Source organism: Hyphomicrobiales bacterium, from assembly GCA_030688605.1.
Taxonomy (GTDB): Bacteria; Pseudomonadota; Alphaproteobacteria; order Rhizobiales; family NORP267; genus JAUYJB01.
Genome location: JAUYJB010000065.1, coordinates 1 through 14,588, shown reverse-complemented (window position 1 = coordinate 14,588; position 14,588 = coordinate 1). Strand labels below are relative to the sequence as shown.

The window sequence follows — 14,588 nt, the reverse complement described above, 5'->3', positions numbered from 1 at the left end:
GGATGATGTCCATGCACAGCTCGACGCACTCGTCGCAAATGAACACCGTCGGGCCGGCGATCAGTTTACGGACTTCGTGCTGACTCTTGCCGCAGAACGAACAAAAGAGCGTGTTCTTCGAGTCGCTTCCGCTAGCCTTGCTCATCTTTCTCCAAAGGTCCTGCCACCTGCGGACGGCCGCTGATGCCGGCCGCCTGGTCTCCGTTACAATTGCATGCTCGGATTGCGCTCAACCCCATGAAAGATGCCGCACCTGTCGATCGACCCGACCCATCCGTTTGGCATGTCAGCACGCTATTGGGCAGGGATCAAGATTTGATTAACGGCGGTCTCCACTTAACGGGCACTATGGGTAATGGCCAGGAGATCGCCACCCGATAGCCTGAAGACGCGCAATCGGTCACACGTCGCGTGGTCCTGCCGCATCGAAATGCCGGCAAAGGCGGCCGCCGCCGACCCCTACTTCTTGTCCCCATCCGATTTGCCCGTTCCGGCCCCCGCGGCCGCCTCGGGTTCGCCGCGTTCGGAAATGACCTCATCGACGATACCGAACTCCTTGGCCTCGGTGGCGGTCATGAAATAGTCGCGGTCCAGCGTTTCTTCAATTTTTTCATAGGATTGGCCGGTGTGGGCGACATAGATCTCGTTCAGCCGCCGCTTCATTTTGATGATGTCTTCCGCGTGCCGCTCGATGTCGGAGGCCTGGCCCTGGAAGCCGCCCGAAGGCTGGTGGACCATGATGCGGGCATTGGGCAGCGCGAATCGCATGCCCTTCTCTCCGGCACACAGGAGCAGCGAGCCCATGGAAGCGGCCTGGCCGATGCACAGCGTCGACACCGGCGGGCGGATGAACCGCACCGTGTCGTAGATGGCCAGGCCCGAGGTCACGACGCCGCCCGGGCTGTTGATGTAGATGGAGATCTCCTTCTTGGGATTCTCGGCCTCGAGAAACAGGAGCTGGGCGGCGACCAGCGTCGCCACCTGGTCCTCGACGATGCCCGTGACGAAAATGATTCGCTCCTTCAAGAGGCGCGAAAAAATGTCGTAGGCGCGCTCGCCGCGGTTGGTCTGCTCGACCACCATCGGTACGAGCGTGTTCATGTAGATCTCGTAAGGGTTTTTCATGCGCCATCACTCTCCAATGGCCGGATAAGGCTCGGGCCTTGCGTCAAATCGATTCGGTCGCGCCGAGTCTAAGCCGCCTCGGCCCGGGGTCGAGGCCCCGCGTGGGCTGGCCCAAGGCTCTGCCGCCGATGCTATTTGCCGGCCTTTGCGGCCTTGCCGGCCTTCTTCGGCGCGGCTGATTTCTTCGCCTCGGACTTCTTGGCCGCCGGCTTCTTGGAAGCCGGTTTCTTGGCCGCCTTCCTGGCCGCCGGCTTTGCGCCATGATCATGGCCGTGATCATGGTCATGGTCGTGATCATGGTCATGATCGTGGTCGTCGTCGTCGACGTGCAGCAGCTCTTCGCGCGAGACGGTCATTTCGCTGACGCTGGCAAGCTCCAGAATATAGTCGATGATCTTGTCCTCGAAGACCGGCGCGCGCAACTGGGCGAGCGCCTGCGGGGTCTTCTGGTAATAGTCCCATACCGACTGCTCCTGGCCGGGGAAGCGGCGCGCCTGCTCCATCAGCGCCCTGTTGACCTCCTCCTCGCTCACCTTGATGTCGTTGCGCTCGCCGATCTCGGCCAGCACCAGGCCCAGTCGCACGCGCCGTTGGGCGATCCGCCGATAGTCCTCGCGCGCCTCCTCCTCGCTGGTCTTCTCATCGGCGAAGCTGCGGCCGGCCTCCTCCATCTCTTTCTTGGTCTGTTGCCAGATCGCCTCGAATTCGTGCTCGACCAGGGTCGGCGGCAGATCGAAGCTGTGGGCCTCGTCGAGCGCGTCGAGAAGCGCCCGCTTGAGCCTGGTGCGGCTGGCTCTGGTCAACTCGCCGTTCATCTGCTCGCGCAGCGCGCTCTTGAGCTTGTCGAGGGTTTCGATGCCGAGCTGCTGTGCAAAGGCGTCGTCGATCACGGTGGTGCCGGGAGCCGCCACCTCCTTGACCGTGATGGCAAACTCCGCCTCCTTTCCGGCCAGGCGTTCGGCGGGGTAGCTTTCCGGGAAGGTAATCTTGATGCTGCGCGCCTCGCCGGCCTTGGCGCCCCGGAGCTGCTCCTCGAAGCCGGGAATGAACCGGCCGGAGCCGAGAACGATCTGCGCGTTCTCGTCCTTGCCGCCCTCGAACGGCTCGCCGTCGATGCTGCCGACATAGTCGATGGTCAGCCGGTCGCCGTCTTCGGCCGCGGCGCCCTTGTCGCGCGCCTCGTAGGGCCGGTTCTGCTCGGCGATGCGCTTAACCGCCGCATCGACCTCCTCGTCGGGGACCGTGGCGTTCTCCTTCGTCAGCGTGATCTTGGAAAGGTCGGCGACCTCGATCGACGGGATCACCTCGAAAGCCAGCGAATAGGCAAGATCGTGCTTGCCCGCCATCACCTTGGCGATCTCGCCCTCGTCTTCGGAAAAGGCGATCTTGGGCTGGAATGCGGGCCGTTCCTGGCGCTCCTCGAGGGCCTTGCGGCTGGTCTCGGCGACCTTCTCCTGGACGATCTCGGCCATCACGTTGCGGCCATAGACGCGCCTGAGATGGTCAATCGGCACCTTGCCCGGGCGGAAGCCCTTGATGCGCACGCGCTCTTTCAGCTCGCCAAGCTTGCGCGTCAGCGAGGCGTCAAGCTCGGCGGCCGGAACCACCACCTTCAGTTCGCGCTTCAACCCCTCGGAAAGTGTCTCGGTAACCTGCATCGTTCCTGCCGTCGGCTCGCTTGAGGATTCGCCTTAAGATGTCTCCATCCGGTCATGGGCGGCGGCCGGAAAAGACCGTCGCGCGGCCCCCGCGTGGCCGGATCGCAGGCCAGAACATGGATGGTGCGGGCGGAGGGACTCGAACCCCCAAGGCTTGCGCCACGAGGACCTAAACCTCGCGTGTCTACCAGTTCCACCACGCCCGCTCGGGCGCGCACGGCGGGCTGTCTCGCCGCTCCGGCGGCGTTTCTATAGCATGGGAATTTCGCCCGGCGCCAGCCCCGTCGGGCGCGCCGGGGCGCACGAACACAGGTGGTGTGTCCGGCAGGCTGGGACAAGTGGGCCGCCAAGCGCGCGGACGACGCCGTCGATAGGGGGCGCAGGCCGGGCGACGCGCTTGGAGCGGAATCGCGAATCAGGGATTTTCCGGGACCTTTGACGCCAAATGCCGCAGGCCGCAGGAATGGCGCTTGGATATGCTGCAGGCATGACGTAACGATCGGCCCTCTGCCTCGGGAAGGTGCGCGTGAACACCCCTCAAATTATCTTTCTGGGCCTGGCCGGCAGCTTTGCGGCCGGCGCCATGACGGCGCTCGGAGCGGTGCCGGTGCTGTTCAACCGGGTGATGTCGCTGCGCGCCTACGACGCGTTTCTCGGCTTTGCCGCCGGCGTCATGCTCGCCGCCTCGTTCTTTTCCCTGATCATCCCCGGCCTGGAGGAGGCCGAAGCGCTGAGCGGCTCGGTCTCGCTGTCCGCCCTCATCATCGTCGCCGGTCTCGTCCTCGGGGTGGGCACGGTCGCCGCTTTGAACGAATGGATCCCGCACGCTCATTTCGTCCAGGGGCGGCAGGGGCCGATGTCGCCGCGGCTGCAGAAAATCTGGCTGTTCGTGCTCGCGATCACGATCCACAATTTCCCCGAGGGCCTGGCGGTCGGCGTCAGCTTCGGCGGCGGCGACATCGGCAATGGCACGTCGATCGCCGTCGGCATCGGGCTGCAGAACGCGCCCGAGGGCCTGGCCGTCGGGGTCGCCCTTCTCAGCGAGGGCTATTCGCGCAAGGTATCGTTCCTGATCGCGGCCTTGAGTGGGATGATCGAGCCGGTCGGCGGCCTGCTCGGCGTTGCCGCCGTGACAGGATCGCATCAATTGCTGCCCTGGGGCCTCGCCTTCGCCGCGGGCGCGATGATCTATGTCATCGTTCACGAGATCATCCCGGAAATCCATAGCCGCGCCTTCGCCAACGAGGCGACTGCGGGGCTTACCGCCGGGCTGGTTGTGATGATGTTCCTGGACGTGACGTTCGGCTGAGCGGGACCGGCAAGATAGCGCATTATGGCTGCTCGCGCGGCCCGGGCGACACAAATGGGCCGCAATTCGATTTGCGCGCTGCCCCCGATAGACGCCGATAGCGAGCCCTTTCCGGCGTCCGCAAACCCGTAAAAAGAACTTGAATCAAGCAATTATGGCGTTTTCTTGCATCATGGCCGATAATAGGCATGGCCTTTGCATTGCTTTGCGCGATGGCCGGCCGATTGTGCCGGAATGGAACGTATGGAAGGCTACCGTGCCGAAACGTTTCCGCGCCACCGCGCTGGGCGCCTGGCTGTTGCCGGAAAAGGCCGGTGACCACATATTGGGCCGGATGGCGGAGCGTAACAGGAGTGTAACGATGAGTATGCCTACAGATTTCGGAAGACCGCCAAAGGGTGCCGATCCGCTGGAGGCGGCCCGGCAAGTTGACTTCATCGAGGAAAATGAGCGCGATAAGCCGATGAACAACGACAATCCGTCGAAGAACGACAGCAATTCGCTGTTGAAGAACAGCGATACGCTGATGAAGGACCGCGATACGCCGGTGAAGGAACACAAGACGCTGGAGTTGGACCGCAATACGCCGATGACGGACCAAGTGAGAAAAGTGTTCAAGGATCATTACAGCGCACTGAAGAGCCGCCGCGCGCAGGTGCTGAAAGATCGCGAGAGGCTCAACAACTTGATCCGTGAAATCGACTCCGAAGCGTTCGAGGTGGAAACCATCATAGACATTTTGGGCGGCACAAAATAAAGGGACGGCCCGCCCGAGCGGGCTTGATCGCGTCCCTACGCTCCTTTCCGCCTGACGACACCTGCCGATCGACATTCGTGCCCGGCGCAAACAAGTGGCCGGGCCCGCCGGGAGCCGAAAGACCCACCGCGCCCCGTGCGGCGCCAATTCCCAGCGCGCTTAGAGGGCCCCGGACCGCCGTTAACGGTTGATTGACATCCTGCGAAAATTTGCCGCGGCGAAACAAACGATCGGCACGGCTCTTGCGACTCCATACATGCACACCGGTATGTGTGCCGCGTTGGAACATTTGGAGGCATAGGTGTTCAAGCTGATCTGCACCGTCGCGGTGGTCGCGGGCCTCTACTACCTTATCGTCACGGTTGGCGATTTCAGAGGCCATGAGGCGGCCCTGGCAATCACTGCCTTTGCCGCCCTTTACGGACTGTTCATGCTCGGCTTCTTCATGCGCGACGGCCAGTAAGCCGCGGTCGCGCTCGCACGGGCCCCGTCCGGGACCGGCAAGTGGCGGCAATGAGCGGCAAGAGAGGGTCAGGACGGCCGACTTAGCTCGGCAAGAACCGGCGGCAACAGCTCCGGCAGGTCCTCCGCGATGAGCCCCGGTCCGAAGGCGCGCGCCGCTTCGCCATGCAGCCAGCAGGCCGCCGCCGCCGCCTCGAAAGCCGGCATTTTCTGCGCCAACAGCCCGGTCACGATCCCCGCCAGCACGTCGCCGGAGCCCGCCGTGGCGAGCTCCGGGGGGGCATTGCCGTTGACCGCCGCCCGCCCGTCCGGGGCCGCGATCACCGTGTCCGGTCCCTTCAACAGCACCACCGTTCCGCATTCGGCCGCCGCCTCGCGCGCGCGCTCGATCTTCGACACCGGCGCGCCCGTCGCCTCGAGCATGGTGCCTTCGCCTAAGTGACCGAAAAGGCGACCGAATTCGCCCTCGTGCGGGGTCATCACGACGGCCGCCTGGCGCGCCCTGATAGCGGCAAAGAGTGACCCCGGATCGTCGGCAAAGCTGGTCAGCGCATCGGCGTCGAGTACCACTGCGGCGGGGCTTTCAAGGGCCGCCATCACGCGCTGCCGGGTCGCCTCCCCGACCCCGTTGCCCGGCCCGAGCAGAACCGCGTTCTTCCGCGGATCGCCGAGGATTTCCGCAACACCCTGGGCGCCGTCGCATCGCGCCACCATGACCGCCGTCAACTGCGCCGCATTGACGGCGAGCGCGTCCGGCGGCGACGCCACGGTGACAAGCCCGGCGCCGGCGCGAAGCGCGGCGCGCGCGCCGAGCCTGGCCGCGCCCGTCGCTGCGATACCGCCCGAGACGACGACCGCATGGCCGCGCGAATATTTGTGCCCTTCGGGCTGCGCAAACGGGAATGTTTCGCGCCACAGCGCCGCTCCGTTCTCCCAGGCCCGGGGCGCGATCGTTGCAAGCGCTGCTTCCGGAATACCGATGTCGATGACCGCCACCTCGCCGCAAAAAAACCTTCCCGGCGCAAGCATGTGGCCGGGCTTCTTGCGGAAAAAGGTGACGGTCAGCGCGGCGCGGGGCGCCGTGCCCAGCGCTTGGCCGCTGTTGCCGTCGATGCCGCTCGGCACGTCGACGGCGATGAGCGGCCCGGCATGTGCGTCGGCGGCGGCCAGAAGCCTCGCCAGCTCGCCTTCGATCGCGCGGGTCAGGCCGGCCCCGAACAGCGCATCGACAATCAGATCCGCGCCCTGCAAGAGGCCGACATCAAGCGACCTGACCTCCCCGTCCCAGCGGCCGGCCATGGTCGCGGCATCGCCGGAAAGCCGCGCCATCTCGCCCATGAGGCCGAGCCGCACGTCATAGCCGCGTTGGGCGAGGTGGCGCGCGGCGACGAAGCCGTCGCCGCCATTGTTGCCGGGCCCGCACAACACGGCGACGGTTCCGGCGCGCGGCCAGCGCGCGGCGATCTCGCGGGCCACCGCCGCGCCGGCATTCTCCATCAGGGTCAGGCTTTCCACGCCGGCCGAGACCGCCGCCTTGTCGGCGGCGTACATCTCCTCGATGGTCAGGAGTTCGTCCATGGCCATCCGCTTATAAGCGAAAGCGCGCGGCCGCGGCAGTCATTGATTGCATGACCAATTTGGGCCGTCCTAACCTGCCGTCAAACACACGGAGATTCTTTCCCGCAGAACTTATCCCAGCTCTTCGGAGCACCCCTAGACTCGGACGCATCCCCAGCCCGGGGGCCGGAGGAAAGTAGAGCAAACCCCGGATCTTTCCAGATCGCGGCAACGGCGAAGCTTGCCCTCCCGCTCTTTGACAGTGTGGTCGTGTGGCGGGGGCCGCGGACTGCCCTCATTCGTCGTCACCCGGCTTGACCGGGTGACCCAGTAGCCTCCGAGCCTAAGCATTGACACAGGGGTTACTGGATCCCGGCTCTCCGCTTCGCCGCGGCCGAGATGACAACAAGAGGCGGGGAGCGCCCGCAGGACGCGACCGGGACTTAAGCAAACCGGGCGTGGACCGCCGCAGGCGCGACAGAGACGTAAGAAAATCCGTTGCCGGCTCAAGGCGCGGCTATGACGAGATCAAGGGTTAGCGGCGAAAAGCAAGATGCGCCAATGAACTGGCCCCGGGACTTGCGCCGCCGGGGCCGTTTTCTTCGGGGTTCCTATTCGGATGTTTCCGTCCTGCCGTGCTGGTCAAAGGACGCGCTTACCCCGATCAAGATTTAGATCCGATCAATACGCGTCGAATATTTCAAGTCAAACGACTGGATTTCCCTCTCACAGAACACCTTTCGCGCAAACAAGAAATAATTCGACGCGTTACAGGTCTTCAATTTTCTTGATCTGTGCCGTTTCCACCTCGACGCTCAGTCGAGTGCTTTGGAAACGGCCCCGTTTCCCCCGGGGGCAGCATTTTCTTAGACCTCCATGAGTATTCTTGATCTGAATTCTCCCCCAGATCCGGGCGCCTGTCAAATCACAAAACGACCCATGTGGACGCCGGCGAACGGCCGGGCGACAGCCTCCGGCCTGCGCTGCGGGCGCCGGGGACGGCGCGGCGGATTACGCTTCCTTTACCGGATCGTCCAATGCTGCCCTCTCGGCGCGCGGCAGGATTCAAACGCATGTTCCCGATGTTTCAGGATTGGCGCGACAAGACGACGGTGCTGCTGGTGGCGGTTTCAGCCGGGCTGGTCGTCACCCTGAATGCCCATCTCGCCGTCGCTCTCGCTGGGAAGGCCGCCGATGCCGGCGCGGCGGCGGCAAGCTCGCCCGGCGGTCTCGCGCTGCTGCTTGGTACCTGCATGGTTCTGGGGCGCGTCCTGCGCGGCAAGCGGCGGATCTGATGGAGAGCGGCGCGTCGCGTGGCGATGATGGGGCCCTTGAGTTGGACCGGTCCCCGAGCCTGCGGGCGCGTGGGCAAGGAGGATATTCTCCGGGCCCTACCGCGCGCTCGTGATCGCATCGCTGCGACGCACCCGTTTCACCGCCTGCAGCCAATCCGCGATCAGCCGGCGTCCGCGATCCATCGCCTTGTGCGCGGCCTTGCTCCGCGCCGCACGGCCGCGGGCGAGATAATAGTCGGTGTCGATTGAGCCATCGGCGCGGCGGCGGATGGTTGTCATTTCATCGATTTGATCGCGGTGCATGGTCTTTCTCCTGCTGCGTGTCGATCCGATGACGCAAGGCTAGCCGGCCCACGGCAGGCGCGCTTTCAGGAGAGCTTTAGAATAACCTGTCTTTTGCATTATTCTCATTCAGAGCGCCGCCGGCACGCACGGCGCGCGCACGCCCGAGGGAGGAGAACTGGTGTGATCTACCGGTTCGGTCCCCATGCGCTCGATACCGAGCGCCACGAGTTTCGCCAGGCTGACAGGCTCATTCCGCTTGAGCCGCAAGTATTCGACCTGCTCGTCTATCTGATCGAAAGCCGCGGGCGCATGGTGACGCGCGACGAGATTATCGAGGCGGTGTGGGACGGGCGGATCATCTCCGATGCGGCCATCGGCGCCCGCATAAACGCGGTGCGCACGGCCGTCGGCGACGACGGCAAACGGCAGCAGGTCGTCAAAACCGTGCCGCGGCGTGGCTTTCGATTTGTGGCCCCGGTGGAAATTTCGGGCGGAGCGGCCCCTGCGGCGGGCGAAGCGGCCAGCGAAAAGGCCGGCCGGCAGAAGATCCGCTTCTGCCGGTCGCCTGACGGCGTGCGCATCGCTTACGCGCAGTCGGGACAGGGCGCGCCCATGGTCAAGGCCGGGCACTGGCTGACGCACCTTGAGTATGACTGGCAGAGCCCTGTCTGGCGGCCGCTGTTGGAAGCGCTGGGCGCAAGCTTCACCATCACCCGCTACGACCAGCGCGGCAACGGCCTGTCGGACTGGAGGGTCACCGATTTCTCGCTGCCGCGCCTGGTCGGCGATCTTGAGGCGGTGACCGACGCAACGGGGCTCGACAGATTTGTGATCTATGGCACCTCGCAGGGCGTCCCCATCGCACTCAGCTACGCGGCGCGGCATCCCGAGCGCGTCAAGGCGCTGATCCTGCAAGGCGGCTTCATAAAGGGGCGGATGCGCCGCGCAGACGCTGCCGAGCGCGAACAGGCGCAGGCCTATCACGTCTTAATCCGTTACGGCTGGGGCCAGGAAGGATCGCAATTCTTCCAGTCTTTCGCCTCCATGTTCATTCCCGACGCGACGGCCGAGCAGCTCGGCTGGTTCGTCGAACTGCAGAAGCACTCCACAAATGGGGAGATCGCCTATCGGCTGCGCCAGGCCCTCGACGACATCGACATATCCGACGTGCCGGAACGGATTGCCGCGCCGACGCTGGTCATCCATGCCCGCAATGACGGCATCCAGCCCTTCGCCCAGGGCCTTGAACTGGCCGCGGCCATCCCCAACGCCGAATTCGTGCCGCTGGAAAGCCGCAATCACATCATCTTGCGCGAAGATCGCGAATGGCCGCGCCTGATCGCCACCATCCGGGAATTTGCGGACCGTCACCGCTGAAACCGCCTGCCGACGCGACGGCGCCGGGCGGCGCCCCTTGCAAAATTGCGCCAGAAAAGAGCCGGGGCGCAAACCCCGGCTGCTTCGGTGCAATCGGGCGCCCGCCCGTCAGACCGAGTAATACAGGTCGAACTCGACCGGGTGCGGGGCCATCTCGTAGCGGGCGTTTTCATCCCATTTCAGCGCCATATAGGCGTCGATCTGGTCGTCGTCGAAGACGCCGCCGGCCTTGAGGAAATCACGGTCGGCGTCGAGCTCACCAAGCGCCTCGCGCAAACTGCCGCACACGGTCGGGATCGATTCGAGCTCCGCCGGCGGCAGGTCGTACAGGTTCTTGTCGACCGGATCGCCGGGACTGATCTTGTTCTTGATGCCGTCGAGGCCGGCCATGACCATCGCCGTGAAAGCGAGATAGGGATTCGCCGACGGGTCGGGAAAGCGTACCTCGACGCGCTTGCCGGCCGGCGAGGAGGCGAGCGGAATGCGGCAGGCGGCCGAGCGGTTGCGCACCGAATAGGCGAGCAGCACCGGCGCCTCATAGCCGGGGACCAGACGCTTGTAGGAATTGGTGGTCGGGTTGGTGAAGGCGTTGAGCGCCTTGGCGTGGCGCAGGACGCCGCCGATGAAGTGCAACGCGTTCTCCGACAGGTCGGCATATTGATTGCCGGCGAAGACCGGCTTGCCGCCCTTCCAGATCGACAGGTGGCAGTGCATGCCGGTGCCGTTGTCGCCGAACACCGGCTTGGGCATGAAGGTCGCCGTCTTGCCGTAGGCATGCGAGACCTGGTGGACGACATATTTGTAGATCTGCATGCCGTCGCCCTGGCGCGTCAGCGTGCTGTATTTCAGCCCCAGCTCGTGCTGCGCGGCGGCGACCTCGTGGTGGTGCTTTTCCACCGTCACGCCCATGTCGGTCATAACCGAGAGCATCTCGGAGCGGATGTCCTGCGCCGAATCGACCGGCGGCACGGGGAAGTAGCCGCCCTTGGTACGCGGCCGGTGGCCCTTGTTTCCGGCTTCATATTCGGTGCCCATGTTGGTCGGCAGCTCGGTTGAATCGAGGACGAAGCCGGTGTTGTAGGGATCGGATGAGAAGCGCACATCGTCGAAGATGAAAAACTCGGCCTCTGGGCCGACATTGATCGTGTCGCCGATGCCGCTCGCCCTCAGATACGCCTCCGCCAATTTTGCCGTGGAGCGTGGATCGCGGTTGTAGGGCTCGCCGGTCTGCGGCTCCAGAACGTCGCAGAAGATGGCCAGCGTCGACTGGGCGAAGAATGGGTCCAAATGGGCGGTTTCCGGGTCCGGCATCAGCATCATGTCGGACTCGTGGATCTCCTTCCAACCGGCGATCGACGAGCCGTCGAACATGTAGCCATCGGCGAACAGGTCTTCGTCGACCTGACTTCCGTCCGCGGTGACATGCTGCATCTTGCCGCGCGGGTCGGTGAAGCGCAGATCGACATATTTGACCTCATTGTCCTTCATTAATTTCAGGACGGACTTTGCATCGGCCATTTTGGTTCCCCTGTCTGACTTCGATGTGTGCCTTTGTTGGATTTCTCAATTGACGGCTCGCGCCCGGTCCCCGCATCGGCCGCCAGGCGGCCGATGCGGGTGGGGTCTGCCGGCTTCAGATCGCCTCGTTGCCGCTTTCGCCGGTGCGAATGCGGATCGCCTCCTCGACGCTGGAGATGAAGATCTTGCCGTCGCCGATCCGGCCGGTCTTGGCCGACGTGACGATCGCCTCCACGGCCCGCTCGACCATGTCGTCGGGCAAGACGATCTCGACCTTCACCTTGGGCAAAAAATCGACGACATATTCGGCGCCGCGATAGAGTTCGGTGTGACCCTTCTGGCGGCCGAAACCTTTTGCCTCGGTGACGGTGATACCCTGCAAGCCGACTTCCTGGAGCGCCTCTTTGACCTCGTCGAGCTTGAAGGGTTTGATAATTGCTTCGATTTTTTTCATGAGCCTCCACCTCGTGTCGGGCCAGGGGTCTGGACTGAAGCCGGGTCATCGCTCGACGCGGGCCCCCCGCGCCTAGGATCGACCATGTAATAGCACGCCGCGTGCCAGTTCGGCTCGGTTCCTCAAACTTCAATGAAACCAGTGACTTGCAGCAGGAATGCTCGCAAAATCGGCAGCCCCCCGAGGCGCCAATGCCCAATCAAAAGACAGATTGCCTAAGATCTGGGCAGCATACCATTACCACTGAGCATTTTTCCCGGCGCTCAAGCACCATCATCGACTGCCCGGAGGGCGCTCGCGCGACTGGCCCTTTCGCCTCCGCCACCATCTCCCGGCCAAGCATGGCCGCAAGAGCGCACCGGAGCCGTTTCGCGCCAGCGGGAACAAAACGCGGCTCACGCAGTTTTCAAGACCTGATTTCGTTCAGACCCGACCCTCGCGTCTATTCGTCAAAATAGCTGCCGAGGCCGAACCATTTGCCGCGCACCTCTTCGTAGTGCGCCATCGGGTCGTAGATTTCGACCGCCAAGCCGAGCTTCTCGGCGCTGAAACGGCCGATGCTCGACAGCAGGGCATAGGAGGCGACAACGAAGTTGCGCCGGCTGGTGACCAGCGCCACTTGGGAATCGAGCAGCTCCTGTTCGGCGTCGAGCGCGTCGAGCACCGTTCGCTGCCCGACCTTGGCCTCCTCGCGGACGCCGTTCAGGGCCACCTCGTTGGCGGAGACCTGTGCCTGGTCGGAGCGGATCTGCGCCTGTGCCGCGTCGAGCTGCCCCCAGGCGGAGATCACCGCAGCGCGGACCTCGCGGCGGGTAAGGGCCAGCTCGAGCCGCCTTTGAGCGCGCACCTCCAGGGATTCGCGGACGCGCGAGGAAACCTCGCCGGCCTGATAGAGTGGCACGGAGAGGCGGGCGGTGATGGCGGAGTTCTCGCTGCGTATCGTTGTCAGGCCCGGGTCGTAGTGCTTGGAGTAGCCGGCATCGACGCTGACCGTCGGCAACAGCTCGCCGGTGGTCACGTCGACCCCGTAGGCGGCGGCTTGCTCGTTATACATGGCGGTCAGGATCGCCGGGTGCTCGGTATCGCCGATGCTCAACGCCTCGTCGAGAGAGCGCGGCAGAAGCCTGCCGATGCCGGGCGGCTGGGCAAGTGCGCCCGGCGGGTGCCCGATTACGCGGGCATAGATCGCGCGGCTGGAGTTCACATTGGCGTCGGCGAGACTGAGCGCCGAGACTGCACGCGACACCCGCGCCTCGCCCTGGGCGACGTCGGTTCGGGTCACCTCGCCGACCGAGAAGCGATCCTGGGTCGCGCGCAGCTGCTCCCCCAGAACCTTCAGATTGTTGCTGCGAAGAGAGACGATCGACAAATCCCGCACCACGTCGACATAGGCGGCGACGGCATCGAGGAGAACGTTCTGCTCGGTATTGAGCAGCGCCTCGCGGCCGGCCAGCACCAGAGTTTCCGCCTGCCTGGTGGAATTGAGGGTGCGAAACCCGCGGAAAACCGGCTGGGTGACGCCAATCGAGACGCTACGCGGCGTGAAGCTGCCGCTGGTGCCGGGGGTCGTTGAGACATGCTCGCGGGAAATGTCGACGCCGCCGATGACCGTCGGCCGCGCGCCGGAGAGAGCCTGTGGCACGCCTTCGTCAATGGCGCGCAGGCGCGCCCGCTCGGCGTCGAGTTGCGGATTGTCCCTATAGGTGGAGGCCAGCGCCTGCTGGAGCGATTCCGCCGTCTGGCCGCTGCTTGCTCCCGCGACAACGAAACTCGCCGCCACGACGGCAACGGTAAGCCACGACGCACAATCCGAATGCTTCCCCATCCAACCCCGCCACCCGGTCGGCAGCCCCTGAGACCGTCTCATTTGTTCAGATCCCCACTTGCCGCACCACCCGCGCACGGGCTCTCGCCAAGCCGCGAAGCGACCCTCACGTGCCTCACTCGCCGTCGACCATAGACTAGCCCAGCGAAGCGGCGGCAGAAAGCGCCGCGCGGGCCAAAGCGAAAAACGGCTGCCACCTGTTGCGCAATCGCCACAGTCATCGATTCTATAGGACCGCCGACAGGTTTACGTTTTCCACTTGATGGAGCAGCCCATGGAGGGGAACTGCTCGGCCGGCCCCTGTCCGTGATCGGCGATCTGACCCATGGCGTTAACCAGGTCGTTGGGGGCGCCTTCCGGCGGCGGTTCCTTGCGGCCGATGTCGAGCCGGCCGCGATATTTGAGCTTCAGATCCTTGTCGAAGCCGAAGAAGTCGGGAGTGCACACCGCGTCGTAAGTCTTTGCCACTGCTTGCGATTCATCGTGCAGGTATGGGAAGTTGAAGCCGCGCTCCGAGGCGAAGCGCTTCATGTTCTCAAACGAATCTTCCGGATAGGCCCGCGCGTCGTTGGAATTGATGGCGACGAGCTCGACGCCGAAATCGCGCATCTCCTCGACCGCGTCGACAAGACGCTGGCTGATCGCCTTGACGTAAGGACAATGGTTGCAGATGAAGACCACGACGGTTCCCTTCTCGCCCGCCAACTCCTTCAGACTATGGGTCTTTCCATCGATGCCGGGCAGCGAGAAGTCCGCCGCCTGCCAATTCAGTTCCACCCGCGGCGTCGTGGTCGAGACCATGTTCAAGCTCCTTGTTCTTGATGTTGCGCCTCTAGAGCGGTTCATGGTTATAGGGAACCATTTGACCGGGATGATTTTGCGCCGTGGCCAGGCGCGGCTCGCCGGGCGATGCGGTGCATCGGCCAACTGCCGCAACACCGCCACGGCGCAAATGAACCCGGCCTT

At 64.3% G+C, this 14,588-nt stretch carries 14 protein-coding genes and 1 tRNA gene; 5 read left to right on the top strand and 10 right to left on the bottom strand.

Features of this window, described 5'->3' with window-relative positions:
- The 4 genes from Q8P46_07545 to Q8P46_07530 form a co-directional block, all read right to left on the bottom strand.
- Positions 1-145, bottom strand: a 145-nt coding sequence (locus Q8P46_07545) for a ClpX C4-type zinc finger protein (protein MDP2620015.1), incomplete at its 3' end; no start/stop codon positions are given.
- A gap of 314 nt (positions 146-459) precedes the next feature.
- A complete protein-coding gene (locus Q8P46_07540; protein ID MDP2620014.1) occupies positions 460-1,125 on the bottom strand; it encodes an ATP-dependent Clp protease proteolytic subunit in 666 nt (221 codons plus the stop codon).
- A 131-nt stretch (positions 1,126-1,256) separates the two neighbouring features.
- On the bottom strand, positions 1,257-2,783 hold the full coding sequence (gene tig, locus Q8P46_07535) for a trigger factor (protein ID MDP2620013.1): 1,527 nt from the start codon (positions 2,781-2,783) through the stop codon (positions 1,257-1,259).
- Positions 2,784-2,904: 121 nt separating this feature from the next.
- Positions 2,905-2,989: transfer RNA gene (locus tag Q8P46_07530), tRNA-Leu, on the bottom strand.
- Positions 2,990-3,309: 320 nt separating this feature from the next.
- On the opposite strand from Q8P46_07530, the gene Q8P46_07525 reads away from it, so the two are divergent.
- The 3 genes from Q8P46_07525 (at position 3,310) to Q8P46_07515 (ending at position 5,312) form a co-directional block, all read left to right on the top strand.
- Complete coding sequence (locus Q8P46_07525; GenBank protein MDP2620012.1) at positions 3,310-4,092, top strand: ZIP family metal transporter; 783 nt, start codon at positions 3,310-3,312, stop codon at positions 4,090-4,092.
- Between the two features lie 172 nt (positions 4,093-4,264).
- Entirely contained in the window at positions 4,265-4,849 is a 585-nt protein-coding gene (locus tag Q8P46_07520; GenBank protein MDP2620011.1) for a hypothetical protein, read from the top strand.
- A gap of 301 nt (positions 4,850-5,150) precedes the next feature.
- Positions 5,151-5,312, top strand: coding sequence for a hypothetical protein (locus Q8P46_07515; protein ID MDP2620010.1), 162 nt, complete (start codon positions 5,151-5,153; stop codon positions 5,310-5,312).
- A 68-nt stretch (positions 5,313-5,380) separates the two neighbouring features.
- Here the strand turns inward: Q8P46_07515 and Q8P46_07510 are convergent, their stop codons facing one another.
- The gene (locus Q8P46_07510; GenBank protein ID MDP2620009.1) at positions 5,381-6,889 is read right to left on the bottom strand and encodes an NAD(P)H-hydrate dehydratase; all 1,509 of its coding nucleotides are present in this window, start codon (positions 6,887-6,889) and stop codon (positions 5,381-5,383) included.
- A gap of 1,052 nt (positions 6,890-7,941) precedes the next feature.
- Here Q8P46_07510 and Q8P46_07505 point away from each other — a divergent pair.
- Positions 7,942-8,163, top strand: a complete 222-nt coding sequence (locus Q8P46_07505; protein ID MDP2620008.1) for a hypothetical protein — start codon at positions 7,942-7,944, stop codon at positions 8,161-8,163.
- Positions 8,164-8,259: 96 nt separating this feature from the next.
- On the opposite strand, the gene Q8P46_07500 is transcribed toward Q8P46_07505, so the two are convergent.
- Positions 8,260-8,466, bottom strand: coding sequence for a hypothetical protein (locus tag Q8P46_07500; protein ID MDP2620007.1), 207 nt, complete (start codon positions 8,464-8,466; stop codon positions 8,260-8,262).
- Positions 8,467-8,628: 162 nt separating this feature from the next.
- On the opposite strand from Q8P46_07500, the gene Q8P46_07495 reads away from it, so the two are divergent.
- A complete protein-coding gene (locus tag Q8P46_07495) occupies positions 8,629-9,825 on the top strand; it encodes an alpha/beta fold hydrolase (protein ID MDP2620006.1) in 1,197 nt (398 codons plus the stop codon).
- A gap of 108 nt (positions 9,826-9,933) precedes the next feature.
- Here Q8P46_07495 and glnA read toward each other — a convergent pair whose 3' ends face one another.
- The 4 genes from glnA to Q8P46_07475 all read right to left on the bottom strand — a co-directional run bounded on the left by glnA (position 9,934) and on the right by Q8P46_07475 (position 14,423).
- Entirely contained in the window at positions 9,934-11,343 is a 1,410-nt protein-coding gene (glnA, locus tag Q8P46_07490; protein ID MDP2620005.1) for a type I glutamate--ammonia ligase, read from the bottom strand.
- Between the two features lie 115 nt (positions 11,344-11,458).
- The gene (locus Q8P46_07485; protein MDP2620004.1) at positions 11,459-11,797 is read right to left on the bottom strand and encodes a P-II family nitrogen regulator; all 339 of its coding nucleotides are present in this window, start codon (positions 11,795-11,797) and stop codon (positions 11,459-11,461) included.
- Positions 11,798-12,239: 442 nt separating this feature from the next.
- On the bottom strand, positions 12,240-13,622 hold the full coding sequence (locus Q8P46_07480) for a TolC family outer membrane protein (protein ID MDP2620003.1): 1,383 nt from the start codon (positions 13,620-13,622) through the stop codon (positions 12,240-12,242).
- A 246-nt stretch (positions 13,623-13,868) separates the two neighbouring features.
- Positions 13,869-14,423: a thioredoxin family protein gene (locus Q8P46_07475; protein ID MDP2620002.1), complete on the bottom strand. Its 555-nt coding sequence runs from the start codon at positions 14,421-14,423 to the stop codon at positions 13,869-13,871.
- Positions 14,424-14,588 lie beyond the last annotated feature (165 nt).